This is a genomic window from Exiguobacterium sp. s132 (assembly GCF_018617235.1).
GTDB classification, from domain to species: domain Bacteria; phylum Bacillota; class Bacilli; order Exiguobacteriales; family Exiguobacteriaceae; genus Exiguobacterium; species Exiguobacterium profundum.
The window spans coordinates 455,669-481,978 of sequence record NZ_JACSJU010000001.1 but is presented as its reverse complement, the minus strand read 5'-3'; the positions used below and the strand labels follow the sequence as shown (position 1 = coordinate 481,978).

The 26,310-nt window shown below is 50.1% G+C and carries 30 protein-coding genes; 2 read left to right on the top strand and 28 right to left on the bottom strand.

Annotated elements, in window-relative coordinates:
- Window positions 1–24: 24 nt before the first annotated feature.
- The 15 genes from sucD to smc form a co-directional block, all read right to left on the bottom strand.
- Window positions 25–942, bottom strand: coding sequence for a succinate--CoA ligase subunit alpha (gene sucD, locus KNO78_RS02460; protein WP_015881376.1), 918 nt, complete (start codon window positions 940–942; stop codon window positions 25–27).
- A 12-nt stretch (window positions 943–954) separates the two neighbouring features.
- Window positions 955–2,115 carry an ADP-forming succinate--CoA ligase subunit beta gene (sucC, locus tag KNO78_RS02455; RefSeq protein WP_159562085.1) on the bottom strand — a complete coding sequence of 387 codons (1,161 nt, stop codon included), beginning with the start codon at window positions 2,113–2,115 and terminating at the stop codon, window positions 955–957.
- 120 nt (window positions 2,116–2,235) lie between these two features.
- The gene (locus tag KNO78_RS02450) at window positions 2,236–2,496 is read right to left on the bottom strand and encodes an EscU/YscU/HrcU family type III secretion system export apparatus switch protein (protein WP_074037264.1); all 261 of its coding nucleotides are present in this window, start codon (window positions 2,494–2,496) and stop codon (window positions 2,236–2,238) included.
- Window positions 2,493–3,347 carry a hypothetical protein gene (locus KNO78_RS02445; RefSeq protein ID WP_308162642.1) on the bottom strand — a complete coding sequence of 285 codons (855 nt, stop codon included), beginning with the start codon at window positions 3,345–3,347 and terminating at the stop codon, window positions 2,493–2,495. Before KNO78_RS02445 ends, KNO78_RS02450 begins: the two co-directional genes overlap by 4 nt.
- A 5-nt stretch (window positions 3,348–3,352) precedes the next feature.
- A complete protein-coding gene (locus tag KNO78_RS02440) occupies window positions 3,353–4,105 on the bottom strand; it encodes a ribonuclease HII (protein WP_214691059.1) in 753 nt (250 codons plus the stop codon).
- 41 nt (window positions 4,106–4,146) lie between these two features.
- The gene (ylqF, locus tag KNO78_RS02435; protein ID WP_159562082.1) at window positions 4,147–5,007 is read right to left on the bottom strand and encodes a ribosome biogenesis GTPase YlqF; all 861 of its coding nucleotides are present in this window, start codon (window positions 5,005–5,007) and stop codon (window positions 4,147–4,149) included.
- Between the two features lie 12 nt (window positions 5,008–5,019).
- Window positions 5,020–5,562 (bottom strand): signal peptidase I, encoded by a 543-nt coding sequence (gene lepB, locus KNO78_RS02430; RefSeq protein ID WP_015881370.1) that lies wholly within the window; start codon window positions 5,560–5,562, stop codon window positions 5,020–5,022.
- An 82-nt stretch (window positions 5,563–5,644) separates the two neighbouring features.
- Window positions 5,645–5,998 (bottom strand): 50S ribosomal protein L19, encoded by a 354-nt coding sequence (gene rplS, locus KNO78_RS02425; RefSeq protein WP_015881369.1) that lies wholly within the window; start codon window positions 5,996–5,998, stop codon window positions 5,645–5,647.
- A gap of 114 nt (window positions 5,999–6,112) precedes the next feature.
- Window positions 6,113–6,829: a tRNA (guanosine(37)-N1)-methyltransferase TrmD gene (trmD, locus tag KNO78_RS02420; protein WP_074037266.1), complete on the bottom strand. Its 717-nt coding sequence runs from the start codon at window positions 6,827–6,829 to the stop codon at window positions 6,113–6,115.
- The gene (gene rimM, locus KNO78_RS02415; RefSeq protein ID WP_015881367.1) at window positions 6,819–7,337 is read right to left on the bottom strand and encodes a ribosome maturation factor RimM; all 519 of its coding nucleotides are present in this window, start codon (window positions 7,335–7,337) and stop codon (window positions 6,819–6,821) included. Before rimM ends, trmD begins: the two co-directional genes overlap by 11 nt.
- Before the next feature lie 53 nt (window positions 7,338–7,390).
- A complete protein-coding gene (rpsP, locus tag KNO78_RS02410) occupies window positions 7,391–7,666 on the bottom strand; it encodes a 30S ribosomal protein S16 (RefSeq protein WP_015881366.1) in 276 nt (91 codons plus the stop codon).
- An 82-nt stretch (window positions 7,667–7,748) separates the two neighbouring features.
- On the bottom strand, window positions 7,749–9,089 hold the full coding sequence (gene ffh, locus KNO78_RS02405; RefSeq protein ID WP_159562079.1) for a signal recognition particle protein: 1,341 nt from the start codon (window positions 9,087–9,089) through the stop codon (window positions 7,749–7,751).
- Between the two features lie 11 nt (window positions 9,090–9,100).
- On the bottom strand, window positions 9,101–9,424 hold the full coding sequence (locus KNO78_RS02400; protein ID WP_015881364.1) for a putative DNA-binding protein: 324 nt from the start codon (window positions 9,422–9,424) through the stop codon (window positions 9,101–9,103).
- A gap of 96 nt (window positions 9,425–9,520) precedes the next feature.
- On the bottom strand, window positions 9,521–10,546 hold the full coding sequence (gene ftsY / locus KNO78_RS02395) for a signal recognition particle-docking protein FtsY (RefSeq protein WP_214691060.1): 1,026 nt from the start codon (window positions 10,544–10,546) through the stop codon (window positions 9,521–9,523).
- Complete coding sequence (smc, locus tag KNO78_RS02390; RefSeq protein WP_214691061.1) at window positions 10,543–14,100, bottom strand: chromosome segregation protein SMC; 3,558 nt, start codon at window positions 14,098–14,100, stop codon at window positions 10,543–10,545. The genes ftsY and smc overlap by 4 nt, the downstream gene beginning before the upstream one ends.
- A gap of 114 nt (window positions 14,101–14,214) precedes the next feature.
- Here smc and KNO78_RS02385 point away from each other — a divergent pair, with 114 nt between their 5' ends.
- Window positions 14,215–14,409: a DUF1128 family protein gene (locus tag KNO78_RS02385; protein WP_015881361.1), complete on the top strand. Its 195-nt coding sequence runs from the start codon at window positions 14,215–14,217 to the stop codon at window positions 14,407–14,409.
- Window positions 14,410–14,446: 37 nt separating this feature from the next.
- On the opposite strand, the gene rnc is transcribed toward KNO78_RS02385, so the two are convergent.
- From rnc to KNO78_RS02330, 11 genes are all read right to left on the bottom strand, one after another.
- Window positions 14,447–15,163, bottom strand: coding sequence for a ribonuclease III (rnc, locus tag KNO78_RS02380; RefSeq protein WP_214691279.1), 717 nt, complete (start codon window positions 15,161–15,163; stop codon window positions 14,447–14,449).
- Between the two features lie 123 nt (window positions 15,164–15,286).
- Window positions 15,287–15,526 carry an acyl carrier protein gene (acpP, locus tag KNO78_RS02375; protein WP_074037274.1) on the bottom strand — a complete coding sequence of 80 codons (240 nt, stop codon included), beginning with the start codon at window positions 15,524–15,526 and terminating at the stop codon, window positions 15,287–15,289.
- Between the two features lie 58 nt (window positions 15,527–15,584).
- Entirely contained in the window at window positions 15,585–16,325 is a 741-nt protein-coding gene (gene fabG, locus KNO78_RS02370; protein ID WP_214691062.1) for a 3-oxoacyl-[acyl-carrier-protein] reductase, read from the bottom strand.
- Entirely contained in the window at window positions 16,318–17,238 is a 921-nt protein-coding gene (fabD, locus tag KNO78_RS02365) for an ACP S-malonyltransferase (RefSeq protein ID WP_214691063.1), read from the bottom strand. The genes fabG and fabD overlap by 8 nt, the downstream gene beginning before the upstream one ends.
- Before the next feature lie 18 nt (window positions 17,239–17,256).
- Window positions 17,257–18,246 (bottom strand): phosphate acyltransferase PlsX, encoded by a 990-nt coding sequence (plsX, locus tag KNO78_RS02360; RefSeq protein ID WP_074037278.1) that lies wholly within the window; start codon window positions 18,244–18,246, stop codon window positions 17,257–17,259.
- 2 nt (window positions 18,247–18,248) lie between these two features.
- Complete coding sequence (fapR, locus tag KNO78_RS02355; protein WP_196430528.1) at window positions 18,249–18,812, bottom strand: transcription factor FapR; 564 nt, start codon at window positions 18,810–18,812, stop codon at window positions 18,249–18,251.
- A gap of 85 nt (window positions 18,813–18,897) precedes the next feature.
- A complete protein-coding gene (recG, locus tag KNO78_RS02350; RefSeq protein WP_214691064.1) occupies window positions 18,898–20,928 on the bottom strand; it encodes an ATP-dependent DNA helicase RecG in 2,031 nt (676 codons plus the stop codon).
- The gene (gene sdaAA / locus KNO78_RS02345; RefSeq protein ID WP_074037281.1) at window positions 20,915–21,802 is read right to left on the bottom strand and encodes an L-serine ammonia-lyase, iron-sulfur-dependent, subunit alpha; all 888 of its coding nucleotides are present in this window, start codon (window positions 21,800–21,802) and stop codon (window positions 20,915–20,917) included. Before sdaAA ends, recG begins: the two co-directional genes overlap by 14 nt.
- Window positions 21,803–21,814: 12 nt before the next feature.
- Entirely contained in the window at window positions 21,815–22,477 is a 663-nt protein-coding gene (gene sdaAB / locus KNO78_RS02340; protein ID WP_078146679.1) for an L-serine ammonia-lyase, iron-sulfur-dependent subunit beta, read from the bottom strand.
- Between the two features lie 63 nt (window positions 22,478–22,540).
- The gene (locus KNO78_RS02335) at window positions 22,541–24,220 is read right to left on the bottom strand and encodes a DAK2 domain-containing protein (RefSeq protein WP_214691065.1); all 1,680 of its coding nucleotides are present in this window, start codon (window positions 24,218–24,220) and stop codon (window positions 22,541–22,543) included.
- A gap of 22 nt (window positions 24,221–24,242) precedes the next feature.
- Window positions 24,243–24,605: an Asp23/Gls24 family envelope stress response protein gene (locus KNO78_RS02330; protein ID WP_015881350.1), complete on the bottom strand. Its 363-nt coding sequence runs from the start codon at window positions 24,603–24,605 to the stop codon at window positions 24,243–24,245.
- Window positions 24,606–24,857: 252 nt separating this feature from the next.
- Between KNO78_RS02330 and rpmB the strand changes: the two genes are divergently transcribed.
- The gene (rpmB, locus tag KNO78_RS02325) at window positions 24,858–25,046 is read left to right on the top strand and encodes a 50S ribosomal protein L28 (protein ID WP_015881349.1); all 189 of its coding nucleotides are present in this window, start codon (window positions 24,858–24,860) and stop codon (window positions 25,044–25,046) included.
- Window positions 25,047–25,103: 57 nt separating this feature from the next.
- On the opposite strand, the gene KNO78_RS02320 is transcribed toward rpmB, so the two are convergent.
- The gene (locus KNO78_RS02320) at window positions 25,104–25,691 is read right to left on the bottom strand and encodes a thiamine diphosphokinase (protein ID WP_196430526.1); all 588 of its coding nucleotides are present in this window, start codon (window positions 25,689–25,691) and stop codon (window positions 25,104–25,106) included.
- Entirely contained in the window at window positions 25,688–26,263 is a 576-nt protein-coding gene (thiT, locus tag KNO78_RS02315; RefSeq protein WP_031421608.1) for an energy-coupled thiamine transporter ThiT, read from the bottom strand. Before thiT ends, KNO78_RS02320 begins: the two co-directional genes overlap by 4 nt.
- Between the last annotated feature and the right edge of the window lie 47 nt (window positions 26,264–26,310).

Sequence of the window (26,310 nt, the reverse complement as noted above, 5' to 3'; positions counted from 1 at the left end):
GGATGCAAGCATCCCTCAAGATTCTCATGTCGTCGGTTGACCCGTGACACATGCTTCGTATAATCCTTGCTGTTTCAAGACACGAATCAACGTTTCACCGATAACCGCTGGTGTTTCAGCGACTTCGATTCCATTCGCGTTCAATGTCTTGATCTTCTCAGCAGCCGTCCCTTTACCACCTGAGATGATTGCGCCCGCATGTCCCATGCGCTTGCCTTCAGGAGCCGTCTGGCCGCCGATGAAACCGATGACTGGTTTCGTCATGTTGGCTTTTACCCATTCAGCTGCCTCTTCTTCAGCCGTTCCACCGATTTCCCCGATCATGATGACCGCTTTCGTGTCCTCATCTTCGTTGAACGCTTTAAGCGTATCGATGAAGTTCGTTCCGTTGACCGGGTCTCCCCCGATTCCAACAGCTGTCGATTGTCCGATACCTGCTGTCGTCAACTGATGAACCGCCTCATACGTGAGCGTCCCAGAACGTGATACGATTCCGACGTGCCCTTTCGTATGAATGTAGCCAGGCATGATGCCAAGTTTCGCTTCTCCAGGTGTGATGATACCAGGACAGTTCGGTCCGATTAAACGAGCCGGTTTGTCCTCGAGATAGCGCTTCACTTGAATCATGTCCACAACTGGGATTCCTTCTGTGATACAGATGATAAGCTCGATACCGCTGTCTGCCGCTTCCATGATTGAATCCGCTGCGAAAGCAGGTGGAACATAGATGATCGATGCATTGGCACCAGTTGCTTCGACCGCTTCAGAGACGGTGTTGAAGACTGGAACGTTGTCGAGGACCGTCGTGCCACCTTTACCAGGTGTGACACCACCGACTAATTTCGTGTTATATGCGAGCATCTGTTCACCGTGGAACAGACCTTGCTTCCCTGTAATCCCTTGAATGATTACTTTCGTATCTTTATCCGCCCAAATACTCATGTCGTTTCCCCCTTATCGAACAAGTGCTGCGATTTTTTCTGCACCGTCAGCCATCGAGCTGGCCGTCGTGATCGCAAGTCCAGATTCATCGAGAATGCGCTTCCCGGCATCAACGTTCGTTCCTTCTAAGCGAACGACGAGTGGTAAGTCGAGTCCGATTTCTTTCGTCGCAGCGACAATCCCCTCTGCGATGATGTCACATTTCATGATCCCACCGAAAATGTTAACGAAGATCCCTTTGACCTGGTCATCAGACAAAATCAACTTGAATGCTTCTGTTACTTTTTCTTTCGTCGCACCGCCACCTACATCGAGGAAGTTAGCGGGTTCAGCGCCGTAATGTTTGATGATATCCATCGTTGCCATCGCAAGACCGGCACCGTTGACGAGACAACCGATGTTTCCGTCGAGTGCGATGTAGCTGAGGTCGTGTTTTGACGCTTCTACTTCACGTGGGTCTTCTTCCGTCGTATCACGAAGAGCAAGGACGTCCGAGTGACGATAGAGCGCGTTGCTATCGAAGTTCAACTTCGCATCGAGCGCAATGACGTTACCGTCTTTCGTCGTGACGAGCGGGTTGATTTCCGCGATTGTGCAATCTGTCTCGACGTACACTTTATACAGCTTCATGACCATGTCACTGAACTTATTGACAAGTTTCGTCGGGACTTCCATTTTGAATGCGAGACGACGCGCCTGGAATGGACGTAAGCCAACGACCGGGTCGACGATCTCTTTATGAATCTTCTCTGGTGTATGTTCAGCGACTTCTTCGATGTCCATTCCACCTTCAGATGAACCCATGATGACAATTCGGCCGATCGAACGGTCAAGCACGAGTCCTAAGTAAAATTCTTGGTCAATCGCAGAACCTTCTTCGATATAGAGACGCTGGACAACTTTTCCTTCCGGACCTGTTTGGTGTGTCACGAGCGTTTTCCCGAGAATCTCTGAAGCATATTGCTTCACTTCTTCATCTGTCTTCGCAAGTTTAACACCACCCGCTTTACCGCGGCCACCTGCGTGGATTTGAGCTTTTACTACCTTCACTTCACCTTCAAGCTTCGCAGCAGCTGCAACAGCTTCTTCAACAGTAAAGGCCGGATAACCCGTCGGAACGGCTACCCCAAACTCTCTTAACAATTCTTTCGCCTGATACTCATGGATATTCATATGTTTTCCCCCTTAGTCCCCTTTAATATCGGCACGTCTATTGTAACGAAAAACTGAAAGCGCTGTCTATCGTTCTTGCTTTAAGTTTTCATCTTTTTTTCACATATATCCCTAGACAAATCAAATTTTATCCTGTTCCATCTGATAAAGAAACACAAAAAGTTCCGCAATGACTTGATAGACGTCCTCTGGAATCTGCTCTTCAATGTTCAAGGCCGACAGTAACGAGAGGAGCGCTGGGTCTTCATGGATAGGAATGCCGTTCGCTAAAGCAACTTCAAGCATCCGCTCGGCCACGATACCCGTTCCTTTTGCTACGACATGGGGCGCATCCATCGACTGCTCATAGGAGAGCGCCATCGCTTTCTTCTGGTCTTTCATATTTGGAGGTCCACCTTTCCGAGCGGCGCAAACGTTGCCGGAACGTGTTCACGCTTCGCTTCATACGAAAATGAAGACAGTTCGAATGACACCTTTTTTAAACCTTCTTTCAAAAGTGGTTCGTATGTACGGACGTATGGAGCCAAATCGTGTTGCTCATTGAATACACGTACGGACACGTAACGCTTTTGAATCAACACATCAATCCCGGTCTCACCATATCGCGGCGTTTCAAGAAACAAGACGATCCGCGCATGATCCGAGTCCATCGTCTCTCGTTTCGGGGCCTCTAGACGAAGTTGAACGTTTTCAAACGGACCCAATTGCGGTATGTGAAATGCTTGAGCGACGAACGGTGGGCTTTGGCTCGCGTTGAACGCTTCCTGCGCACGCACGAACTGCTCGAACTTCGGCTCACCTTTCGCTTTGAACAGTTCCCCGACGAGCGCTTTTACATCCTGACCTGCGCCGCTTTCTAACGCGGTTTTGCCGGCCGCCTTCACGGAGTCCGGCGTCAGCATCGGTTCTCGCATCAGGCGTCCGAGCTGTTCTCCTAACGCCTGCAGAGGCGACTTGGCCGCCATGAGCGATTCTGTCGCTTGCGTGACGACCTTCAAGACGAGCTTCGGTTCAACGTCCGTGACGACCAGCTTATACGTGACGTTCTCTTTCACGTTCGCATTGACACCGACCCGGAAAATCCCTTGGGGTAGTTGCATAACCGCCTCGTTGCCAGGTAAGAGCTGCAATACCTTTCCGACGACTGTGTTCCCTAGTAATAGCGGGCGTGACGTCTGTTCCGTCACTTTGAACGGCATCACCCCTTGATGATCGATCCGCAACGCGACCACTCCTTTCACATATGCTTGATGGGGGCGAACGTACGGCGATGAATCGGAGTCACCCCAAGGCGTCTTAACCCTTCTAAATGAGCCTCTGTTCCATATCCTGCGTTTTTCGCAAATCCGTATCCAGGATACGTCAAATCATATTCTTCCATCATCCGGTCCCTTACCACCTTAGCGACGACACTTGCCGCGGCTATCGACACACTGAGCGTGTCCCCTTTAATCAATGACTGTTGAGGGATGTCGAGCTCGAGTTTCATGGCGTCAATCAATAGGGCGTCTACTTCTCCGACTTGATGAATCGCCTCTGTCATCGCTAGTTTCGTCGATTCGTATATATTGATGACATCAATCGTCTTCGGCTCGACGATGCCGACACCGACCTCCGCGACCTCGATGATGTGTGCGTATGCTGCATCCCTCGCCGTTTTGGACATTTTTTTCGAATCATTCAATCCCGCGAGATAGAACCCATCCGGTAACAAAACTGCAGCAGCCACGACCGGTCCCGCGAGCGGTCCCCGTCCGACCTCATCGACTCCGACAATTCGAGTGAAGCCTCGCGCCTTCCATTCATGTTCATACGTCATGCGACGTTCGAAATCGACCTGTAACGCCCATTCTCGCTCGAATTGACGCTGTTTTTGCCGAAGCAACGTTTGCACGCCCGCTCGAGGGTCTCGTGACAAGGTCGGGAAGATTTGTACCCATTCTTCATATCGGATGTCCTCTAGTTGTTGTTTAATCTGTTGAATCGTCACGGTCTTCCTCCTATTCAAAAAAGCCCTGTGTGCACAGGGCTTTACGCCATTTCGTGATCAGCCGGTGTCTCAAGCGAGATCCGTCCGATTTTTTCATGTCGTAGTTCATTCAAAAGTAGTTCGCTCGCTTTTTCGAAATCGACGTAACCGCCACTGATGAGACCACGCTTTTTCCCGATCAACTCAAGGAGCTCAACGCTGTCCTCGGGTAACGTTTCAAGTTTGAATCGTTCCTTTAATTGTTCAGGATAACGAGCATGCAACTCGCGAACCGTATACAAGGCGATATCATCCAAGTTGAGAATCTCGTCTTTGATAGCGCCGGTCGCGGCTAGACGATATCCGACAAGTTGGTCCTCAAATTTCGGCCAGAGAATCCCCGGCGTGTCCAACAGCTCCATCTCGCCGCCTTTCATCTTGATCCACTGTTGACGCTTCGTCACACCAGGACGATCGCCCGTGATGGCGATGTTTCGTCCGGCGAGACGGTTGATGAGCGTCGACTTCCCGACGTTCGGGATTCCGATGATGAGCGCACGGATCGGTCCGGGGTTCCGCCCCTTCTCACGCATCCGGTCATGCTTTTCTTTCATCAACTTCTGAGCACCCGTGATGAGCTGTTTCAAGCCTTTGCTATGTTTCGCGTCGACAGCGACAACCTCGACTTCTTCGCGTTTCAAGGCACGTAACCACGCCTCCGTCACGACGGGGTCGGCCATGTCTGCTTTGTTCAAGACGATGAGACGGGGTTTTCCCGCTGTAATCTCATCGACCATCGGGTTGCGACTCGACTGAGGCACGCGTGCATCTACGAGTTCGATGACGACATCGATTAGCTTTAATTTTTCAGTTACTTGTCTTCTTGCTTTGGCCATGTGGCCAGGAAACCATTGAATTGCCAAAAAAGCACCACCTTAATCTTCTACCGTGCCAACATCATCGAGTGGCCAGAAGATGAAGTTCGTCTTGCCGACAATCTCCTCTTTCGACACAAATCCGATCTCACGGCTGTCTTTCGAGTTTTGACGATTGTCTCCCATGACGAAGTATGATTCCTCTGGAACGACCGACTCACCCGTCACTTGTTCGAGTGTGAAGTTCTCGGTCAACGGGAACCCGTTCATCTGGGCACGAAACTCGTCTAAATACGGCTCTTCTACCGCTTCACCATTAATATAAAGCACATCATCTCGATATTCGAGCGTGTCGCCTGGGATGGCGATGACACGTTTAATATAGTCTTTTGATTCAGTCGCATGGAATACGACGATATCACCTCGGTCTAGCTCCCCAACATAGTTCGAAATTTTACTGACGATCATTCGATCCGCATTGTGGAGTGTCGGCATCATCGACTCTCCTTCAACGATGACAGGAACGAAGATGAACGTCCGGATGACGAACGCGATGACAAGAGCGACCACGATGGCTTTTAGCCAACTAAACACTTCTTTCAACTTCACTCACTCCTCTATCCATTTGAACTTATTGTACTAGAAAAAAAGAAGCTTGTCGCAAGCGACAAGCTTAATTCCCATCTTAACGACGGATTTCTTTAATACGTGCTGCTTTACCGCGAAGGTTACGGAGGTAGTAAAGTTTCGCACGGCGAACTTTACCGTAGCGTACGACTTCGATTTGTGCAACGCGTGGTGAGTGAAGCGGGAATGCACGCTCAACACCTACGCCGTAAGAAATCTTACGGACTGTGAATGTTTCGCTGATGCCGCCACCTTTACGCTTGATTACAACACCTTCGAAGATCTGGATACGCTCACGCGTTCCCTCTACAACTTTAACGTGGACACGTACTGTGTCACCAGGACGGAAAGCAGGTACGTCCGATTTGAATTGTTCTTCTGTGATTTCACGGAACAGTTTTTGTGTGTTCATGAATCATATCTCCTTTTTCTTCAATGTTCATATCTTCATATGCCCAAGCATCCAATAGCGGAACATCGGTAATCGATGGGTTTAACCCACATGCTCAAACATAGCATATATTTCTCAATCGCGCAACGATTGCAGAAACTTTTTATCGACATCCGTCAACTCGACATGTTCGAGCAAATCCGGACGTCGTCGATACGTGCGTTCGAGCGATTGCTCTCGGCGCCATGCCTCGATCCGGGCGTGATTTCCCGACAAGAGCACTTCCGGCACGGTCAATCCACGAAAATCAGCCGGTCGTGTATAGTGAGGGTATTCCAAGAGACCAGTCGAGAACGAGTCATCTTCATGGCTCGCCTGATCGCCAAGTACATCCGGAATGAGCCTTACGGTCGCATCAATCATGACCATCGTCGCGAGCTCTCCACCTGTCAAAACGAAATCACCGATCGACACCTCGTCGGTCGCCAGTTCATCATGGATCCGTTGGTCGAACCCTTCATAATGTCCACACAGAAAGACCAGATGTTCCTCCTTGGCCCATTCTTCGGCCATTCGTTGATTGAACGGTTTTCCGGTAGGCGTCGTGAGAATGACCCTTGGGCTCTTCGCCTCAAGGGAATGAAATGCATCAAAGATCGGCTGCGGCGTGAGCAACATGCCCGCTCCACCGCCGTACGGATAATCATCGACTTTATGATGCTTGTTCGTTGAAAAGTCCCGAAAATTGAGGAACGACATCTCCACCTGTCCGAGCGCCTTCGCTCGACCGACGATGGAGTGATCGAGCGCATGAAACATCTCCGGGAACAACGTCAATACATCAATCTTCATCGTCAATCATTCCAGGGATCGGCGTGATGACGACACGCTTCGCATCGACATCAATCTCTTGGACGACCGATTCGATATAAGGGATGAGCGCGTCCGACTTTCCTGGTCGTTTGATGACCCATACGTCGTTCGCTCCATTCGTTTCAAAGATGTCGTCGACGACACCAATGACTTCCCCATCCACGACAGCCTCACAGCCGATGATTTCATGATAATAAAATTCGTGTTCGTCCAAGTCGTGGACGTGTTCGGCGTGGACATATAGTTTCAGCCCTTTATATTTTTCAATGAGGTTGATATTGTCAAACCCTTTGAATGTGACGAGGTGAAACTGCTTATGAGGACGATACGTCGTGATCGTCATTTCCTGTTTCGTTCCGTCGACATCAAGAAACAACGTGTTTCCTTTTTTAAATCGCTCTTCTGGAAAGTCTGTCGCCGCCAAAATCTTCACTTCCCCTTTCAGGCCGTGCGTATTGGCGATTTTCCCTACATATAACCAGTCCATCTTTTTTCCTCCTCAACAAAATAGGCCGACCTCAGAAAAGGTCGGCCACATCATTACTTCGCGTTTTTCGCGTTGTGGAATTTCTCCATGATCCCTGCTTTAGAGAACAAGTTGCGTACTGTGTCAGATGGCTTCGCGCCGTCTGCCAACCATTTGAGAGCGAGTTCTTCGTTGATGCGAACTTCTGCTTCTGGTTTTGCAACCGGGTTGTAGTGACCAACTTGCTCGATGAAGCGACCGTCACGTGGTGAACGTGAGTCTGCTACAACGATACGGTAGAAAGGTGATTTTTTTGCGCCCATGCGCTTAAGACGAATTTTAACTGCCATGGTAATATACCTCCATCATGTGTTTAAGAATTGACAACTTTTATAGTATACAGCTTTTTCGTTCGACTGACAAAAGATTTTGTTAGAAGAATGGAAGGCCGAGACCTTTTTTCTTCCCTTTCATTTGTCCTGACATTTGTTTCATCATCTTCTTCATGTCATCGAACTGTTTGATGAGACGGTTCACTTCTTGAATCGAGCGACCGCTCCCTTTTGCGATCCGCTTACGACGACTCGCGTTGAGCACTTCCGGATTGGCGCGCTCATGTTTCGTCATCGAGCGAATGATCGCTTCGACGTGATCGAGTTGTTTCTCGTCGATTTGGACGTTCTTCAACCCTTTCATCTTACCTGCACCAGGTAACATCGAAAGTAATTCATCAATTGGTCCCATGTTTTTCACTTGGGCCAACTGTTCAATGAAATCATCGAACGTGAATGACGCGTCACGAATTTTGCTTTCAAGCTCCTTCGCTGCGTCTTGGTCCATCTGTGTCTCGGCTTTTTCAATGAGCGAGAGCACGTCCCCCATTCCGAGGATCCGTGACGCCATGCGTTCCGGGTGGAATGGTTCGAGGGCATCCAACTTTTCTCCGAGACCGACGAATTTAATCGGCGCTCCCGTGACTGCCTTAATCGAAAGGGCTGCCCCACCTCGTGTATCTCCGTCGAGCTTTGTGAGCACGACCCCGGTGATTCCGAGTTTCTCATTGAAACTGTCGGCCACATTGACCGCATCTTGACCCGTCATCGAATCGACGACGAGGAAGATCTCATTTGGTTTGGCAATCGTCTTCACATTTTCGAGCTCGCCCATAAGCGTCTCATCGATATGAAGGCGACCGGCCGTATCGATCAACACGAAATCGTGATGATTTGTTTTTGCGTACTCGAGTGCCTTCGTCACAATCTCTTCCGGCTTCACTTGATCACCAAGTGAGAAGACTGGTAAATCGAGTTGTTTTCCGAGTGTCTCGAGCTGCTTGATTGCTGCAGGACGGTAGATGTCCGCCGCGACGAGAAGTGGACTTCGGTTATGCTTTTTGCGAATCAAGTTCGCTAGCTTCCCGGTCGTTGTCGTTTTCCCTGCCCCTTGCAGACCGACCATCATGACGACTGTCGGTGGTTTCTGACTGAATGAGATCGGGACGACATCGCTTCCCATCAAGTTCGACAACTCTTCGTGAACGATTTTGACGACTTGTTGACCTGGCGTCAATGATTTCATGACATCCTGACCAACCGCGCGTTCCTTCACGTCATTGACGAATTGCTTGACGACTTTAAAGTTGACGTCGGCTTCGAGGAGGGCGAGGCGAACCTCACGCATCATCTCTTTGACATCGGCCTCCGAAATTTTCCCTTTACCGCGCATTTTTGAAAGTGTCGATTGCAATCGTTCTGATAATCCTTCAAATGCCATGCTTCAGCCCCCTACTCTAAATTCTCAAGCGCAGAAATCGTGGCGCTCACGTCATCGGTGAGCTCGACTTGACGTTTGAGGGTCTGAAGAAGTTGCTGGCGCTGTTCGAACTTTTCGAATAGGGCTAGCTTTTCCTCGTACTGTTCAAGCATCGTTTCTGTGCGCTTTATGTTATCGTAGACCGCTTGACGGCTGACTTCAAACTCTTCCGCAATCTCTCCGAGCGAGTAGTCATCTAGGTAATAAAGAGACATATAGTTGCGCTGTTTCGGTGTGAGGAGCGCTTGATAGAAATCGATGAGATAGTTCATGCGATTCGTTTTTTCGAGCGTCAAACCTTTCACCTCCACATGTTAAGTGAAATCCCTTTACAACTACCTATAGTACAGCCGTGCCTACTACTTGTCAAGTTTTTTTCTTAACAGCAAAACTTAGGCGAGGTCCTCGTTTGTGTCCTCTTTTTCCATCGAGGCATCCTGTGTCTTGTCCTCAAAAACATCGCCGAACAGTCCAAGGACGAACTGTTCTGGATCAAACTCCTGTAAATCGTCAATCTTCTCTCCAAGCCCGACATACTTGACCGGGATATCGAGTTCGTTCCGAATCGCTAGGACGATTCCGCCTTTGGCCGTCCCATCGAGCTTCGTTAAGACGATTCCGCTCACGTTCGTCGCTTCTTTGAACGCTTTCGCTTGAACCATGGCGTTTTGACCCGTCGTCGCATCGAGGGCGAGTAACACTTCGTGCGGTCCGTTCGGAACTTCCCGCTCAATGACTCGTTTTACTTTTTCAAGTTCTTTCATTAGATTGACCTTATTTTGGAGACGTCCCGCCGTATCACAAATCAAGACGTCCATGTGACGAGACTTGGCGGCTTGAACGGCGTCAAAGACGACGGCAGCCGGGTCAGACCCTTCCGTTTGACGAATGACGGGAACCCCGACACGTTCTCCCCATACTTGAAGTTGCTCGATGGCGCCGGCACGGAACGTATCCCCTGCCGCGAGCATGACGGAACGCCCTTCAGATTTCAACTGGTGCGCCAGCTTGCCGATGGTCGTCGTCTTTCCGACACCATTGACGCCGACAAACAAGATGACCGTGAGTCCGTCTTGCATATTCAGTTCACGGTCCGATTCATCCTCTTGGAGGCGGTTCGCCACGACTTCGACGAGTGCGTCACGCACCGCGACCGGGTCCTTCAGATTACGTCGCTTCACTTCTTCTTTCAAATCTTCGACGAGATCCATCGTCGTCGTGACGCCGACATCCGCTTGAATGAGTAAATCTTCGAGTTCATCGAAGAACTCTTCATCCACTTCGCGGAAGCGATAGACGAGGTCGTTGACGGCACTTGCAAAGCCGTCACGCGTCTTCGTCAACCCCTCTGTAAACTTTTGTGACACCTCTTGGGTAGATGTCGTCAACTTCTCTTTTAATTTCTTGAAAAAGCTCAACGTGATTCCTCCATCTCTTCATCCATTTCAACGACACGTTTTGCTTCAGACAGTTCGACCGATAATACCTCGGATACCCCGTTCTGTTGCATCGTGACGCCATATAGTGTATCCGCCGCTTCCATCGTCCCTTTACGGTGCGTGATGATGACGAACTGCGTATCGATTGACAACGTCCGAATGTATTCTCCGAAACGATGCACGTTCGCCTCGTCAAGGGCCGCCTCGACCTCATCGAGAACACAAAACGGTACCGGACGCGTCTTCAAAATCGCAAACAATAAAGCGATGGCCGTCAGCGCACGCTCTCCACCAGATAACAGACTGAGTGTCTGTAACTTTTTACCCGGTGGTTTGGCGACGATTTCGATTCCTGTGTTCAACAAATCCGATTCGTCTACCAATTTCAAATCCGCTTCCCCGCCACCAAAAAGCTCGGTGAACGTCTGTTTGAAATGCGCCCGGACGCTCGTATACGTCTCTTTGAAGAGGCGTGTCACTTCGCGGTCCATCTCGGCGATGATCTCATATAAATCTTCTTTTGCACTGACGAGGTCATCCCGCTGTTCGGACAGGAACGTGAACCGTTCGTGGACACTATCAAACTCTTCGATCGCATTTAGATTGACCGGTCCGATTTCTTCGATTTGACGAACGAGCAACTTAAACTCCTCTTTCGCCTCTTCTAACGGGATTTCGAGTGCCGGCAATAGTTCTGCGACGAGTCCGTTCTCTTCTAACACATCGAGCTTCCATTGTCGTTTCAGCTCGAACTCTTGTTTCGCCGTTTCAAGTTTTCGAACGACAGCTTCAGCTTGACGTCTTGCCTCCGTTGCCTGATCGACCCGTTGACGTATGATCCGATACGCCTCTTCGTTCGTCTTGAGTGTTGTTGACGCTCCTTGAAGCCGCTCTTGAATTTCTTTGAAATCCAGTTTGGCAGTAGCAAGCGTCGCCTCGAGTTCTGCAGATGACACGACTTCTCCACTCTCGAGCCGCGTCAATTCACGCTCCATCTGATCGCTACGTTCCTGCAAACGACTTTGGTCGGTCATCAGACGGTCCAATTCATATTGGACCCGCTCTTCTTCGAGCGTGTGCCGCTGAAAATCGAGCTCGTTTTGACGCAGCAACGATTCCAGTTGACCCGTGCTCTCAGCACTTTTCGCCTGCTCTGCCCGAAGCGATTCGAGACGTGAACGAATGTCAGCTTGGGCGCGGTCCGTGTCGGCCAATTCAATCGTCAATCGCTCTAATTCAGCAGTCGAGGTCTCGATCGTCCGCTCATAGCGCATCATTTCATGATCGAACAGTTCCAGTTGTGACTTGGCATCGAGGGAGGCACGTTCCGCAGTACGGTAGGCCGACTCGACTTCACGGAGGCTCGTTTCAACGGAACGTTTCTCATCCCGAAGTTCAGACAACTGCTGCGTAATGTCCTCCAACTGTTCTGTGTACTCTTGAAGACGTGTTTTTTGCTCATGCAACATGGCGAGGCCTTGAGTGAGACCATGTTTCAAATCATCTAATTCGCGCGACTGAGTGAACAGGGCCACGCCCTGCTTGCGACTACCACCCGTCATCGATCCGCCAACGTTGACGATATCCCCTTCTAACGTGACGACACGGAAACGATATCCCGTCGATTGGGCGATACGGTTCGCGACTTCAAGTGTCTCCGCCACAAGCACGGAACCGAGCAACGACTTTTTCAACGTCTCGTATGATGCATCTGTTTCGACGAGTTCCGACGCCACACCGACAAATCCGTTCATCGAGTCGAGTCGATCTAACACCTCACTCGGCACGAATCTCGGTTTGATCGTCGTCATCGGCAAGAATGTCGCTCGTCCTGCGTTGGCTTTTCGTAATTTGTCAATTTCACGGCGTCCCACCGTCTCATCTTGTACGACCACATGCTGCTGTGTCTGCCCAAGTGCCGTTTCGATGGCCGCTTCATACGAAGGACGGACACGGATCAGTTCCGCGACAGCACCAAGGACACCTGATGAACGGTCTTTTAAGACGAACTTGACCGCATGGAAATAGCCTTCATACGATTGCTTCATCCGTTCGAGCATCTCGATTCGGTCTTCCGTCTTCTGACGGCGGCGTTCGAGGTCGTAGAAAGACGATTCGGCTCGTGTACGTTTTTCACGAATTGCCGTCTCTTCGTCCCGAAGTTGCGTCTCTTTTTGACTCAGTTGTTCAAAGCGACTTTGTACCGCTTCATACTGCTCTCGAGTCGCCAAAAGTGTCGCTTCCTGTGAGGAACGATCATCGAGACGATGTTTGTTCTCGCGTAGAAGGCGCTCTTTCGACTCGACGGCGACATCGATATCCCGTTGTTCCCGCTTTTGTTGGTTACCGATTGTCGCTTTCGTTGTCGCGAGTTCGAACGCCTCACTTTGTAACGCTTCGATTTCAGCATTGAAATCACGAGAGGCGGCTTTCAACTGTTGTTGAAGTGACTCTCTCGTCGCAGTCGTTTGTTTCAACGTGTTTCCTTTTTGGTCAAGTTCTTCATGAACGACCTTCAATCGCGCTTCAAGCTCGGTCATCTCTGCACGTACTTCTTCACGTTGTCGGATGAGTCGTTCTTTCATCTCGGCACCGTGTTCTTCTTGTGCTTTTGCGAGCTTGATGTCACCCGTCAAACGCTCGACATAAGTCGAATGCTCCCGTTCTTTTTGGTTCAGCTCTGTCAATTCTTCACGTAACTCGGCGAGCTTCGCTTCGAGCCCGCTACGTTCCTCCGTGAGGTCACGTAACGAACGGTCACAGTCAGATAACTGTTGAACAGATTCCACGTGACGTGCGGACACTTGCTCAATCTCCTGTTGGAGCAACTGAATTTCTGCGCCCATGATTCCTGTTTCGAGTTCATCATGTCTCGCTTTGGCGACTTTGTACTCCCGAGCGAGCGCCGCTTGTTCACGGAGCGGTTCGACTCGGTCCGCCAACTCGAATAAAATGTCATCGACCCGGGACAAGTTTAATTCGGTGTCCTGTAACTTGCGTTCAGCCTGTTTTTTCCGCTGACGATATTTCAATACACCGGCTGCCTCTTCGATGACGGCACGTCGATCTTCCGGTTTCCCAGAAATGACTTGTTCGACCCGCCCTTGACCGATGATGGCGAATGCATCTCGTGAAAGACCTGTATCCATAAATAAATCAATCACATCTTTTAACCGACATGGTTTTTTATTCATAAAATAGTCGCTGTCCCCACTTCGGGTCACGCGACGGGTCACACTCACTTCTTCATATGGGAGACGCAACTGTTCGTCTCGATTATCGAGAACGAGGGTGACCTCGGCGACATTTCGGTGATTCTCTCCTTCACTTCCGGCAAAGATGACATCTTCCATCTTGGCACCACGAAGTGATTTGGCCGACTGTTCTCCGAGTACCCAGCGAACAGCGTCCGATATATTGGATTTCCCGCTCCCGTTCGGCCCTACTACAGCCGTGACGCCGGGACGGAAATCTAATTCAATTCGCTTGGCAAATGATTTAAAGCCAGCGAGTTCGATTCGTTTTAAGTGCATCGTGACCATCCTATCCGCAGTAAGCATTCATCTGTATATTTTACCACAGTTAACAGTTCGTCAAAATGCCCGAATCATGCTATTCTAAAAAGAACTGTAGAAAGGGGAATACAGATGACGAATGAACAGATGATTGAAGCCATTTTGGATAAAATGAACATTATTAACCGCGGTGCAATCAAAGCGGAAGAATATAATGCGGCTGATCCGTCAGCGGTGAAAGAGATTTACGAGTACGTGATGACACGCTCTTCGCTCTCTTTGTCGGAAGTCGATGGTATCGTCGAAGAACTCGGTCAATTGACATGAAAAAGGAGTGGACCCCCAAGCGGTCCACTCCTTTCGTTTATAAATCTGCGTAGCGCCGATTAAAGGCAATAAGCGCTTCTTTAGCAGCCAATTGCTCGGCTTCTTTTTTCGAACGCCCAACTCCTTCACCGACGATGTCGTCGCTGAGGCGTGCATGTGCGACGAATTCCCGGCTATGCGCCGGCCCACGTTCCTCAATGATCTCATACGATACAGGTCCGAGCCCTTCCCGTTGGACGTTCTCCTGTAACTGGCTCTTGAAATCGGTCTGTTCTTCGAATACTCCCGCTAAGACTTTCGGAAAAACCGCTTCGGCGAGGAATCGTTCGACGGCCTCAATTCCTTGGTCCAAATAAAGAGCACCGATATAGGATTCGAACACATCGGCAAGCAGTGCCGGACGTTTTCGTCCACCGGTCAACTCTTCACCTTTCCCAAGCAAGATGAAGTCAGAGAAAGCATAAGCTTCCGCAAAATTCACGAGTGACGGTTCGCATACGATCGCCGCTCGTAATTTCGTCAATTCCCCCTCGGAGCGCTCCGGATAAGTCTCATAGAGGAAGCGAGATACGGTCAGTTCTAAAACAGCATCCCCTAAAAATTCTAAACGTTCATTGTCTTTTCGTAACCCGCGTTGCTCATTCACATAAGATGAGTGTGTGAACGCCTGCATCAACAAGTCGTGATTCGAAAATTGAACGTTCAACCGTTCTTCCAATGATTTAAATAGTTCCAAGATGCGTGCTCGTTCCATCTCCTGACGCCGACGCCGTTGCGCCGACCCTTGACGGTCAAACCGTCGTTTGTCTTTTGTCATAGTTCCCTCCATGAATAAGCACAAGCCCACCGCCCGGAACCGAGCGGTGGGATGGCTTGATTACAATTTTGTTTCGATGTAAGCCACTACGTCGCCAACAGTCGCAAGCTTCTCAGCGTCTTCGTCTTCGATCGTGATGTCGAATTTGTCTTCGAGGTCCATCACCATTTCCATTACTTCAAGTGAATCCGCACCAAGGTCATCCTTGAACGATTTGTCTGCTGTGATCTCAGATACGTCTTTCCCGAGTTTCTCAGCAACTGCTTCTTGTACGTCTACTAAAATTTGTTCTTTTGTCATGATAAAATCCCTCCAAAGGTAAGTATATTAAATGTCAGTCTGTTGGTAAAGTTCTCTTTTACGCCATCGTCATGCCGCCATCGACGGCAATCGTCTGTCCGGTCACATAAGCGGCTTGTTCCGAAGCGAGGAAGGAGACAAGGTTCGCCACATCCTCCACCTGTCCGAAACGGTTGAACGGAATCTGCTCGAGTGTAGCCTCTCGTTGCGCATCTGTCAAGGCATCGGTCATATCCGTTTGAATGAACCCTGGACAGACGGCATTGACAGTCACGTGACGTCCCGCGAGTTCGCGCGCCACTGATTTTGTCAATCCGATCAACCCTGCTTTTGCAGCCGCATAGTTCGCTTGTCCTGCATTGCCGGTAATCCCGACAACCGAGGCGATGTTGATAATTCGACCTGCTTTCGACTTGAGCAAAGGTCTCGTGACGGCTTGCGATGTCAGAAAGGCGCCTTTCAAGTTCGTCGACAGCACATCTTCGAAATCGGCTTCTTTCATTCGCATGAGTAACCCGTCACGCGTGATCCCTGCATTGTTGACGAGACAATCGACGCGTCCGAACGTATCGACTGTCGTCTTGACGAGCGCTTTGACATCGTCAGCATTGGATACATCTGCTTTCACGGCGATGGCTTCGCCGCCTGCATCCGTGATCATGCCCACGACATCATTCGCCTTTTGTTCACTACCCGAGTAGTTCACGACGACCCGAAAGCCGTCTTCCCCTAAACGTTTCGCGATGGCCGCCCCAATTCCCCGGGACGCCCCTGTCACGATCGCCACTTGATCATGCACGTACTTCTCCTCCTAACGAGGCGACTTCTTCCAACGTGGTCGCCTTTTGAATCGAAACGTTCGAGTCGATTCGTTTAATCAATCCTGAAAGCGGTGAAGATGGGCCGAACTCGATGAACGTGTCTACGCCGTCTGCAATCGCCTTGCGCACACATTCTTCAAAACGGACAGACGAATACAGTTGTTTCGTCAATAACGCCTTCAACTGTTCAGGGTCACGATGTACCGCCGCGTCCACGTTCGAAATCAAGTCGATGGAAGCCGCTTTAAATGGCGACGAGGCAAGAACGTCTTGGAAACGTGTTGCTGCCGGCATCATGTAGGAACTATGGAACGCTCCAGATACGTTTAACGGCAATACCCGCTTCGCACCGGCAGCCTTCAATTCCACGCTTGCTTGTTCGACCGCGTCGACATGCCCTGAAATCACGAATTGACCAGGACAATTCAAGTTGGCGATTTGAACTAAATTCCCACTCGCACTGATTTTTTCAGTGATATGAAGCGCTTCTTGAAGATCGGTCATCCCGACGACTGCTGCCATCGTTCCATCCTTCACTTCAGACATCAACTGTCCACGCGCCCGGACGAGAACGGTCGCTTCTTCAATATCGATTACACCCGCACTGACGAGCGCCGCATATTCACCGACACTATGCCCGATGACGACATCTGGTGCCGCACCGCTCTTCGCATAGGCTTGCGCGAGGAGCGAAGCGTGCGCCACGATGGCCGGCTGTGCAATTTCCGTTTCTTGTAGGTCTTCCTTCGACCCGGATGACATGACTTCAAGAAGGTCAAATCCGAGTCGACGTCCGATTGCTTGAAGCGTTTCAGGATGATCTAAAAAGGTTTGTCCCATCCCAATGGCTTGGGAACCTTGCCCTGGAAACACCCATGCTACTTTCCCCATATCTTCACCTGCTTTCGCTTAGTCTATCGCTTTGGCACGCTTGATTTTTTCAACGACATCGTGATCTACCATGATTTTCGCCTGTTTCAACGCACTCATGATGGCGAGTGCATCGCTCGACCCATGCGCCTTGATGACCGGTGCATTGATCCCGAATAATCCGGCTCCCCCGTGTTCGCGATAATCCAACGTTTCTTTTAATCGTCTCAATTTCGGTTTTAAGATGAGAGCGGCGAGTTTGGATACAAGGTCACTCGTGAATTGTTCTTTCATCATCTTCATGAGCATCGAAGAGGAGCCCTCCACACCCTTTAACAAGATGTTTCCGGCAAATCCTTCGGTCACGATGACATCCACATCACCTGACATCGCTTCACGCGCCTCGACATTCCCAACAAAATGGACAGGTGCCTGTTCAAGGAGGGGGAACGCTTCTTTTGTCAGCGCATTTCCTTTACCGGCTTCCGTCCCGATATTGAGAAGAGCGACACGCGGTGTCTTGATGCCACGGACATGTTCCGCATACAGCGAACCCATAATCGCATAATCCACGAGGTGTTCAGCTTTTGCATCCGGATTCGCTCCGACATCCAGTACGACGACACCACTACCAGTATATGTAGGGAACGTCGGAGATAATGCCGGACGCTCGATTCCTGGGATTCGCCCGATGATGAAAAGAGACGCCGCCATCAATGCGCCGGTATTCCCGGCAGACACGAGAGCATCCGCTTTTCCTTCTTTGACAAGCTGAGCTGCCACGACGAGCGAGCTATCCTTTTTACGGCGCACCGCCCGTACCGGTTCGTCTTCACCTGTGATGATTTCACTGGCTGGGACAACCGTCACACGAGGATCATCAAGACCGTATGAGGCAATTTTCACCTCATCACCAACTAAAAAGAGTTCCATCGGTTCATTCGGATATTGCGCGATGAACCGTTTCACACCTTCTACAATCGCCTTCGGTGCGTGATCGCCACCCATTGCATCAATCGCTAACTTCATGCTTACTCCTCCTCACCACGTCGGTAAATCGTGAAGTCGCCGTCAAAGACGCACTCCTCACCGACATAACTTTCAACTGTGACGTCCGTTCTCCCGTCCCCTCTTAGTTTCATCACACGAGCCTTGGCAACGACTCGCTCTCCAAGATGGACTTGGCGACTAAAGCGAATATCCGCTTTAGTGGTCAACGCCAATTCATCATTGATGAGCGCCACCGCTAACGAGTTGGCTTGCGCGAACAAGACGTGTCCACGGGCAATCTCGTTGCGGCTAAAGACGTGTTCTTTCTCTATATCGAGGACTGAGATCGCAGAGTCATCTAGCTTCAAGTCAATCATATCACCGATGACCTCGCTCATTGAAAGCGATTTGACTTCATCGAGATGTTCGGAAGCCACATGTTTGATTCGTTCCCGCACTTCTGGAATTTTTAATTCCATCCGGTCGAGTCGAATTGTTTGGATGCTGACAGAAAACTGCTTTGACAGTTCTTCGTCTTTGATGAACGGGTTATGCTCAATCGTTTCTTGTAACAAGCGTTGCCGCTCTTTCTTAGGTACCCGCATTCAGTTCCCTCCTAAACTAATCGCTAAAGAACTTAATACCTGGTACTAATAGCAGTATATATTCTTTAGTCGTCATTTTCAAGTATTATTCTAACCTTTCCCCAACGAGAAGGTCGAGTTGTTTCAAATAGCCACGTAACCCTTCATACTGGGCGTCATGCCAAAATGTGTCGCTTCCGAGAAGTTTCACGGCATCTTGCATGGCCACTTCCATCACTTTCAAATCGAGAACGGGATCGGCGACACGGAAACTCGGGAGACCGCTCTGTGCGGTTCCAAAGAAATCACCAGCCCCACGCAACTCTAAATCTTTTTCTGCCAATACAAAGCCATCGTTCGTTTCCGTCATCGTCTTCAAACGGACTTTCCCGACATCCGATTTCGGGTCTCCTACCAAGATGCAGAATGATTGATGCGCACCACGACCGACACGCCCTCTCAACTGGTGTAATTGCGCGAGACCGAAACGTTCGGCATCATGAATGATGATTAGAGAGGCGTTCGGGACGTTCACCCCTACCTCGACGACTGTTGTGGAGACGAGAATCTGTGTCGCATTATCGGCGAATGATTTCATAATCTCGTCTTTTTCTGTACTCGATAGCTTTCCATGCATCAGGCCAACGCCATAGTTCGAGAAGCGTTCTTTCAATAGCTCATACAGTGCCGTTGCACTCTCCACTTCTAATGTATCCGACTCCTCGATGAGAGGTGCAATCACATACGCTTGACGGCCGAGTGCGAGTTCCCGATCGACCATTGCATGCACACGATCGATTTGATCATGTTTCGCCCAATACGTTTCAATCGGCTTTCGTCCTTTTGGCATCTCATCAATCGTGGAGACATCCATCTCTCCGAACGCACTGATGGCAAGCGTCCTCGGAATCGGCGTCGCGGTCATATATAATACGTCGGCGAATTCAGCCTTGTCTCGTAGCTTCTTCCGCTGTTCGACACCAAACCGGTGCTGTTCGTCCGTAATCGCCAAATGTAGATTCGAAAATTCGACCGGTCCTTGGATGAGCGCGTGCGTCCCGACGATGATGTCGACGTTACCCGATCGAATTGCCGTCAGAAGCGCTTCGCGCGCCTTCCCTTTCACTGAGCTCGTCAGGAGGGCAATCGTGATGCCAAACGGTTCAAATAATTCCTGTAACGATGTCGCATGTTGTTCGGCAAGGATTTCTGTTGGCACCATCAAGGCCCCTTGATACCCGGCCGTTACAGTCGCATACAAGGCAATCGCGGCAACGACGGTCTTCCCGCTCCCGACATCCCCTTGTAACAATCGGTTCATCCGTTCTGGTTTTTCAAGGTCAGATACGATTTCACGGATGACCCGTGTCTGGGCTCCTGTTAACGGGAATGCGAGCCGTTTGACGAATTCATTCAATTGATGCTTATCGAGGTGAAGGGCCCGACCGTTTCCTGACCGCTCCATTTTACGAAACGCCTGTAATTTTAACTGATACATGAGACACTCTTCATAGACATAGCTTCGTCTCGCCAGTTTATAGGTCTCAACCGTATCCGGGAAATGCATCCCACGAAGCATCGTCATCCGGTCAACTAATCGATATCGGTCGCGAATAGTATGCGGGACCTGTTCGGGCAGATCGTTCACCTGCTCAAAAGCGAGTTTAACGATTCTACTGAAATTCTTTTGTGTCAGTCCGGCACGCAATGAATAAATCGGTTGCAGTCCGCCTGACGGGGCACCAAATTCAAGGTCGGTCGCGCTGATCGTCATCCGGTTCATGTCCCATTTCCCTTTGACCGTCACCGTCTCCCCAATCACCAATTTTTCTTTATAGAAGGCACGGTTGAACATCGTCACTTGGACGGCGTATCGGTCTTCGAGTAACAACCGGAACTGGAGACGATTTTTCCCTTTACTATAGTAACGAACGAGCGGTTCGCCTTGGACTGTCCCGCTCCATTTGACGAGGTCGCCGTGCACAGCCGTCGTCACCGTCCCACTATTATAATTCTCATAACGAAACGGGACGTGCTCAAGCACGTCCTCGATTCGAACAAGTCCCATCACTTCTAACTTTTTGGCCATCTCTGGCCCGACCCCTTTAAGCGTCGTCAGTTGATCATTGTTTTGCATCTTCTTTCGCTCCAAATATATTTCGTTCGAGGCGACGAGCCGTCGGTGTATTGGCAAGTCCACCTTTAGCGGTTTCTTTTAAGGCCGTCGGCATCATTTGGCCCACTTCATGCATCGCCGAGATGACCTCGTCACAAGGAATACGTGAGGTAATCCCCGCGAGCGCCATATCTGCTGCGACAATAGCGTTGGCACCGCCCATGGCGTTTCGCTTGACGCATGGAACTTCCACCAGCCCCGCCACAGGATCACAGACGAGACCGAGCATATTTTTTAGGGCTATCGCAAATGCCGTAGCCGACTGGTCCGGTGTCCCGCCAGCTGCTTCAACGATGGCCGCGGCTGCCATGCCCGTCGCCGACCCGACCTCGGCCTGACATCCACCAGCCGCCCCTGAAATCGAGGCGTTGTTCGCCACGACGAATCCGAACGCACCTGACGTGAACAAGTAACGGATCATCGCGTCGCGGTCCATTTCAAGGCGATCTTTTACCGCAAACAATGTTCCCGGTACGACGCCCGCGCTCCCCGCTGTCGGTGTCGCACAGATTCGTCCCATCGCCGCGTTCACTTCGTTCGTCCCGATCGCTTTCGACACCGCATCTAAAATGAGATCCCCAGCGAGCGACTTGCCCGAACGAATATACTCTTGCATGAGTACGGCATCATTACCCGTCAATCCCGTAACCGACGTGACACCTTGGAGTGCACGTTCGACCGCTTCTTCCATCACCTCAAGATTTCGGTCCATCATCCCGATAATGTCCTCGCGACTGGCGCGTCTGACGTGCATCTCTTGCTCAATCATCACTTCAGAAATCGGGATATTCCGTTCTGTTGCAATCGTCACTAATTCCTCTACTGATTTAAACATCACACATTCTCCTCATTCCCCAAAAATAGCTATCCGTTCGATTTGCGGTAACCGTTCCAGCTCTGCTAACACTTCCGCAGGAATGGTCTCATCAATCTCAATCGCCATCAACGCCTGCATCCCTTTTTCATGGCGGCTCACTTCCATATGACCAATGTTTAATTGGTGATTCGCCAACACACCGGTCACAGCCGCGATGGCCCCGAATCGATCATGGTGCAAGACGACGAGTGCAGGCCCCCCACCTGTCAGTTTCAACGGGAATCCGTTCAGTTCGGTAATTTCAATCGTTCCCCCGCCGATTGAGATCCCGACAATCTCAAATGTGCCCAATTCATCTTCGAGTAAGACCCGGGCCGTATTCGGGTGATCCGTCAACAGATCACTCGTCTCAAAAATGACCTCGATCCCTTTTTCACGGGCGATGTCTAACGCTTGTGGGATTCTCAGATCGAATGTATCGAATCCCATGATTCCACCGACGATGGCCACATCCGTACCGTGTCCCCGATACGTGTCAGCAAACGACCCATAAAATGTGATGTGCGCGGTACGCGGCGTTCTCCCGAACAACTTACCAGCCATCAAGCCGATGCGGGCAGCACCTGCTGTATGCGAACTCGACGGTCCGACCATGACCGGGCCAATAATGTCAAACACACTACGATATTTCATCAATTTTTCCCCCTTTCAAAAATCCCTACCTTCATTATACAGAAGGTAGGGATTCGAAACAGCTTATTCCACACTAAAAATATAAGAGTAAAGCGGTTGTTTACCGTCGTGAACTTCAATTTCAATCTCGTCGTTCACCGATTCGATATATGACGTCAACGCTTCTACGTCCGATGCAGAAGAGCCTTCTCCTGTTAAGATCGTGACGATTTCGTCGTCTGCGTCGATGAGCGCATCGACTAATCGTTTAGCCGCTTCTAAACTCGATGGAGATGAAGAAACGATTTTCTTCTCAGCAATCGCCATGTGCTCATCTTTTTTGATTTCAACGCCATCGATGCTCGTATCACGAACAGCGTACGTCACTTGACCGGACTTCACTGTCGCCGCTGCCGCTTTCATCGCTTGTTCATTCATCTCGACATCCGCTTCAGGATTGAATGCGATGGCTGCCGCAAGACCTTGTGGGACGGTCTTCGTCGGAATGACCGACACGCCGCACGGTGCGACAGACGCCGCTTGTTCAGCCGCCATGATGATGTTGGAGTTGTTCGGGAAGATGAAGACGTGTTCCGCATGTGCCGATTCAATCGCCTTGACGATATCTTCCGTCGACGGGTTCATCGTCTGACCACCTTCGATGACGTGGGCCGCCCCGAGTGAACGGAACAGTTCGCTGACGCCTTCACCCATTGCGACCGTTACGATGGCAAATGGTGCTTTCGGCTTCTCCGCTTGTTGAACACCGTGTTGGTTGGCGCCGTGTTCTTCTTCAAGAATCGTCGAGTGTTGTTGACGCATGTTCTCAATTTTGACTGCGACGAGTTCACCGAAGCGCTGACCTTTCGTGATGACCTCACCTGGCGTCTCGACGTGAACGTGGACTTTCAAGAGCTCCTCGTCCGCGACGACAAGAAGAGAGTCCCCGAGTTCAGACAACTCGTTGCGGAATGCATCTTCGTTGAACGGTGTATCTTTCAGCTTGTCCTCTTGGAAACGAACCATGATCTCCGTACAGTAACCGAATTCGATGTCCTCTGTCGACATGAATCCTTGCGCCGCATGCGCATGGTGTTCTGCTTCAATCAATGCATCCATCACCGGAGTATGTGGTTTTTCGAGTTCTTTTCCTTCAAGACTCGCAAGGAATCCTTCGTAAATGACGAGAAGTCCTTGACCACCTGAGTCGACGACCCCGACTTCTTTTAACACCGGTAACAAGTCCGGTGTACGGTCTAACGAAGCTTTTGCTTCGACGATGACACGTTTCATGAACTCTGTGAAATCACTTGTCGACTCAGACGCAAGGAGCGCTTCATCAGCCGCTTCACGAGCAACCGTTAAAATCGTTCCTTCAACCGGTTTCATAACCGCCTTGTATGCCGTGTCGACACCGCGTTTGAGCGCTTCTGCAAAATCAACTGTCGTGAGTTCCGTCTTACCTTCAACGGCTTTCCCGAAGCCGCGGAACAATTGGCTTAAAATAACGCCTGAGTTTCCACGTGCTCCCATCAGGAGTCCACGAGCGAACTTTGATGATACCTCTGCGATATCAGATGAGTTCATGGCTGCTACTTCTTTCGCACCTGACGTCATCGTCAAGTTCATGTTCGTTCCCGTGTCTCCGTCTGGAACCGGGAAGACGTTAAGCGAATCTACATAATCTGCGTTTTGGCTCAAGTTGGCCGCTCCGTTTGCGATCATGTTTGAGAGCGCCACGCCATCTAAACGATTTAAACCCACACCAAATCCTCCTCCGTTTTCGTCAGTCATTCGTCAGACGAACGCCTTGAACGAATATATTTACCGACGAAACGTTTAATCCTAAAGTTTCTCCGAGCGTATATTTCACTCGGCTTTGCACGTTGTATGCGACTTCAGATACTTTCGTCCCGTAGCTTACAATGATGTGCATGTCGATATGTACGTCCTCATCCTCTTGACGTACGACGACACCACGCGCGTAATTTTCACGTTTTAACAATTCAGCAATGCCGTCTTTCAATTGTGCCTGTGAAGCCATGCCGACCACACCGAAGCATTCCATCGCCGCACCACCTGCGAGTGTCGCGATGACGTCACTTGTGATGTCAATATTGCCATATGTTGTCTTCATTTCAATTGCCATATGGAGTAGCCTCCTTTATTCGGAATGATTCCTAATGTACATTCTACAATAAGTACCTAGTTATTAAAAGAACCTGCTCCAGAATCTCGGTCAATTAACGCGATAACCTCATTCATTATTCAAATCCTTGAGAGTAATGTCAAGTTTTTTTCTTGTCATGGTATGATTTTCTAGTTGCATCGGGAAAAAAGCCGTGCTAATATAAACGAGTGTCTATTAGGACGAACCCACATAAAAAAGGAGGGGAAACGCATGGCACGTAAATGCTACGTAACAGGTAAATCACCTAAATCAGGTAACAACCGTTCGCACGCACTCAACAAGACAAAACGTACTTGGGGTGTAAACGTACAAAAAGTTCGTATTCTCGTTGACGGTAAACCGAAACGCGTTTGGGTTTCAGCTCGCGCACTTAAATCAGGTCTCGTTGAACGCGTATAATACTTATACACGAACGAATAAATCCCAGCGGCATTCGCCGATGGGATTTTTTTTTGCTTATTTTTTGACGAGCATAACGAGGGCCATTCCTTCATGAACCGTCAACAAGGCAAGCTCTTCGCTCCATTCATTTGAAATGGTCAACGCTTGCGCGCTATGGACCGGATGACGCTCGAGTGGATATTTGACCCCATCAATTGAAATCGTAGCGGTTTTCCAAGGCATGAAAGACAAGTAATGTTCATCTAGTTTTTTAATCTCATAACTTCCTGGCCGAGCGAGAAAAATCGTTTGACCCGTCCCATGAAGAACCATCCCCGGATACGATTCGAGTAGACCGACGTTCGCGAACGTCATATCAACTCGACCACCGAGTGCCCCGTACACGTGCATCTGGGTCGCCCCTTGATCGATTGCCAACTGAAGCGCAATCTCGAGGTCGGTCACATCCTTTTCAGATGGATAACGTAGCGCTTCCTCAGGAGGTGTTCCGACAAACGAATCAAAGTCCCCGACCACGACGTCGACATCAATCCCTTCATCTAATAATCTCTGATATCCGCCATCGACTCCGATGACAAAATCGGCATCACGTGGTAAGTCCGGAATAGGTTCCGGACTCGCCGCGACGATCAAGATGTTCATTGACGAATGTCCCGTGTCGCGACACGCGTGAATCGCGGAGCTGTCGTGAAGAGTAAGACTAATACGATGGCTGAGATGACAAACGACGGAACCATATAAGTTGCGTTATAGCCAAGTGAATAAGCCACGACCGGACCCTCCGCATACTCAGCGAAAAAGACAATCCCTGAGATGACGTGAGCCGCATAACGCAACGCCGACCCGATCAATGCGCCGAGCACCAAATAGGTAGCGAGCGTCTTCGTCGCGCCTTGACCAGCGGCCTGTTTCACACGTCCGGCAAAGACGCCGGCCACGCCGACAAGTCCGTACGCGACCGTATAATCGAGCAAGAACTGAACTGGCGTAAAGATATAGGCTCCGAACAAGAGTTGAAGCGTCCCGACGAGCGCACCAGTCGCAAGTCCCCCTTTCAATCCGTGACGAAACGCCATCACAAAGATCGGGAGCATCGCCAGACTGATTGATCCCCCTTGTGGCAAACGATATGGGATGAGTAAATCAAAAACTAGCCCAAGCGCTGCGAACAATGAAATTTCGATGAGTGCTTGTAATTTAAAACGTGATTTCATCTTTCTTCCTCCTTTATTGTGTGAACGACAAAAAGCAGCATGACGTA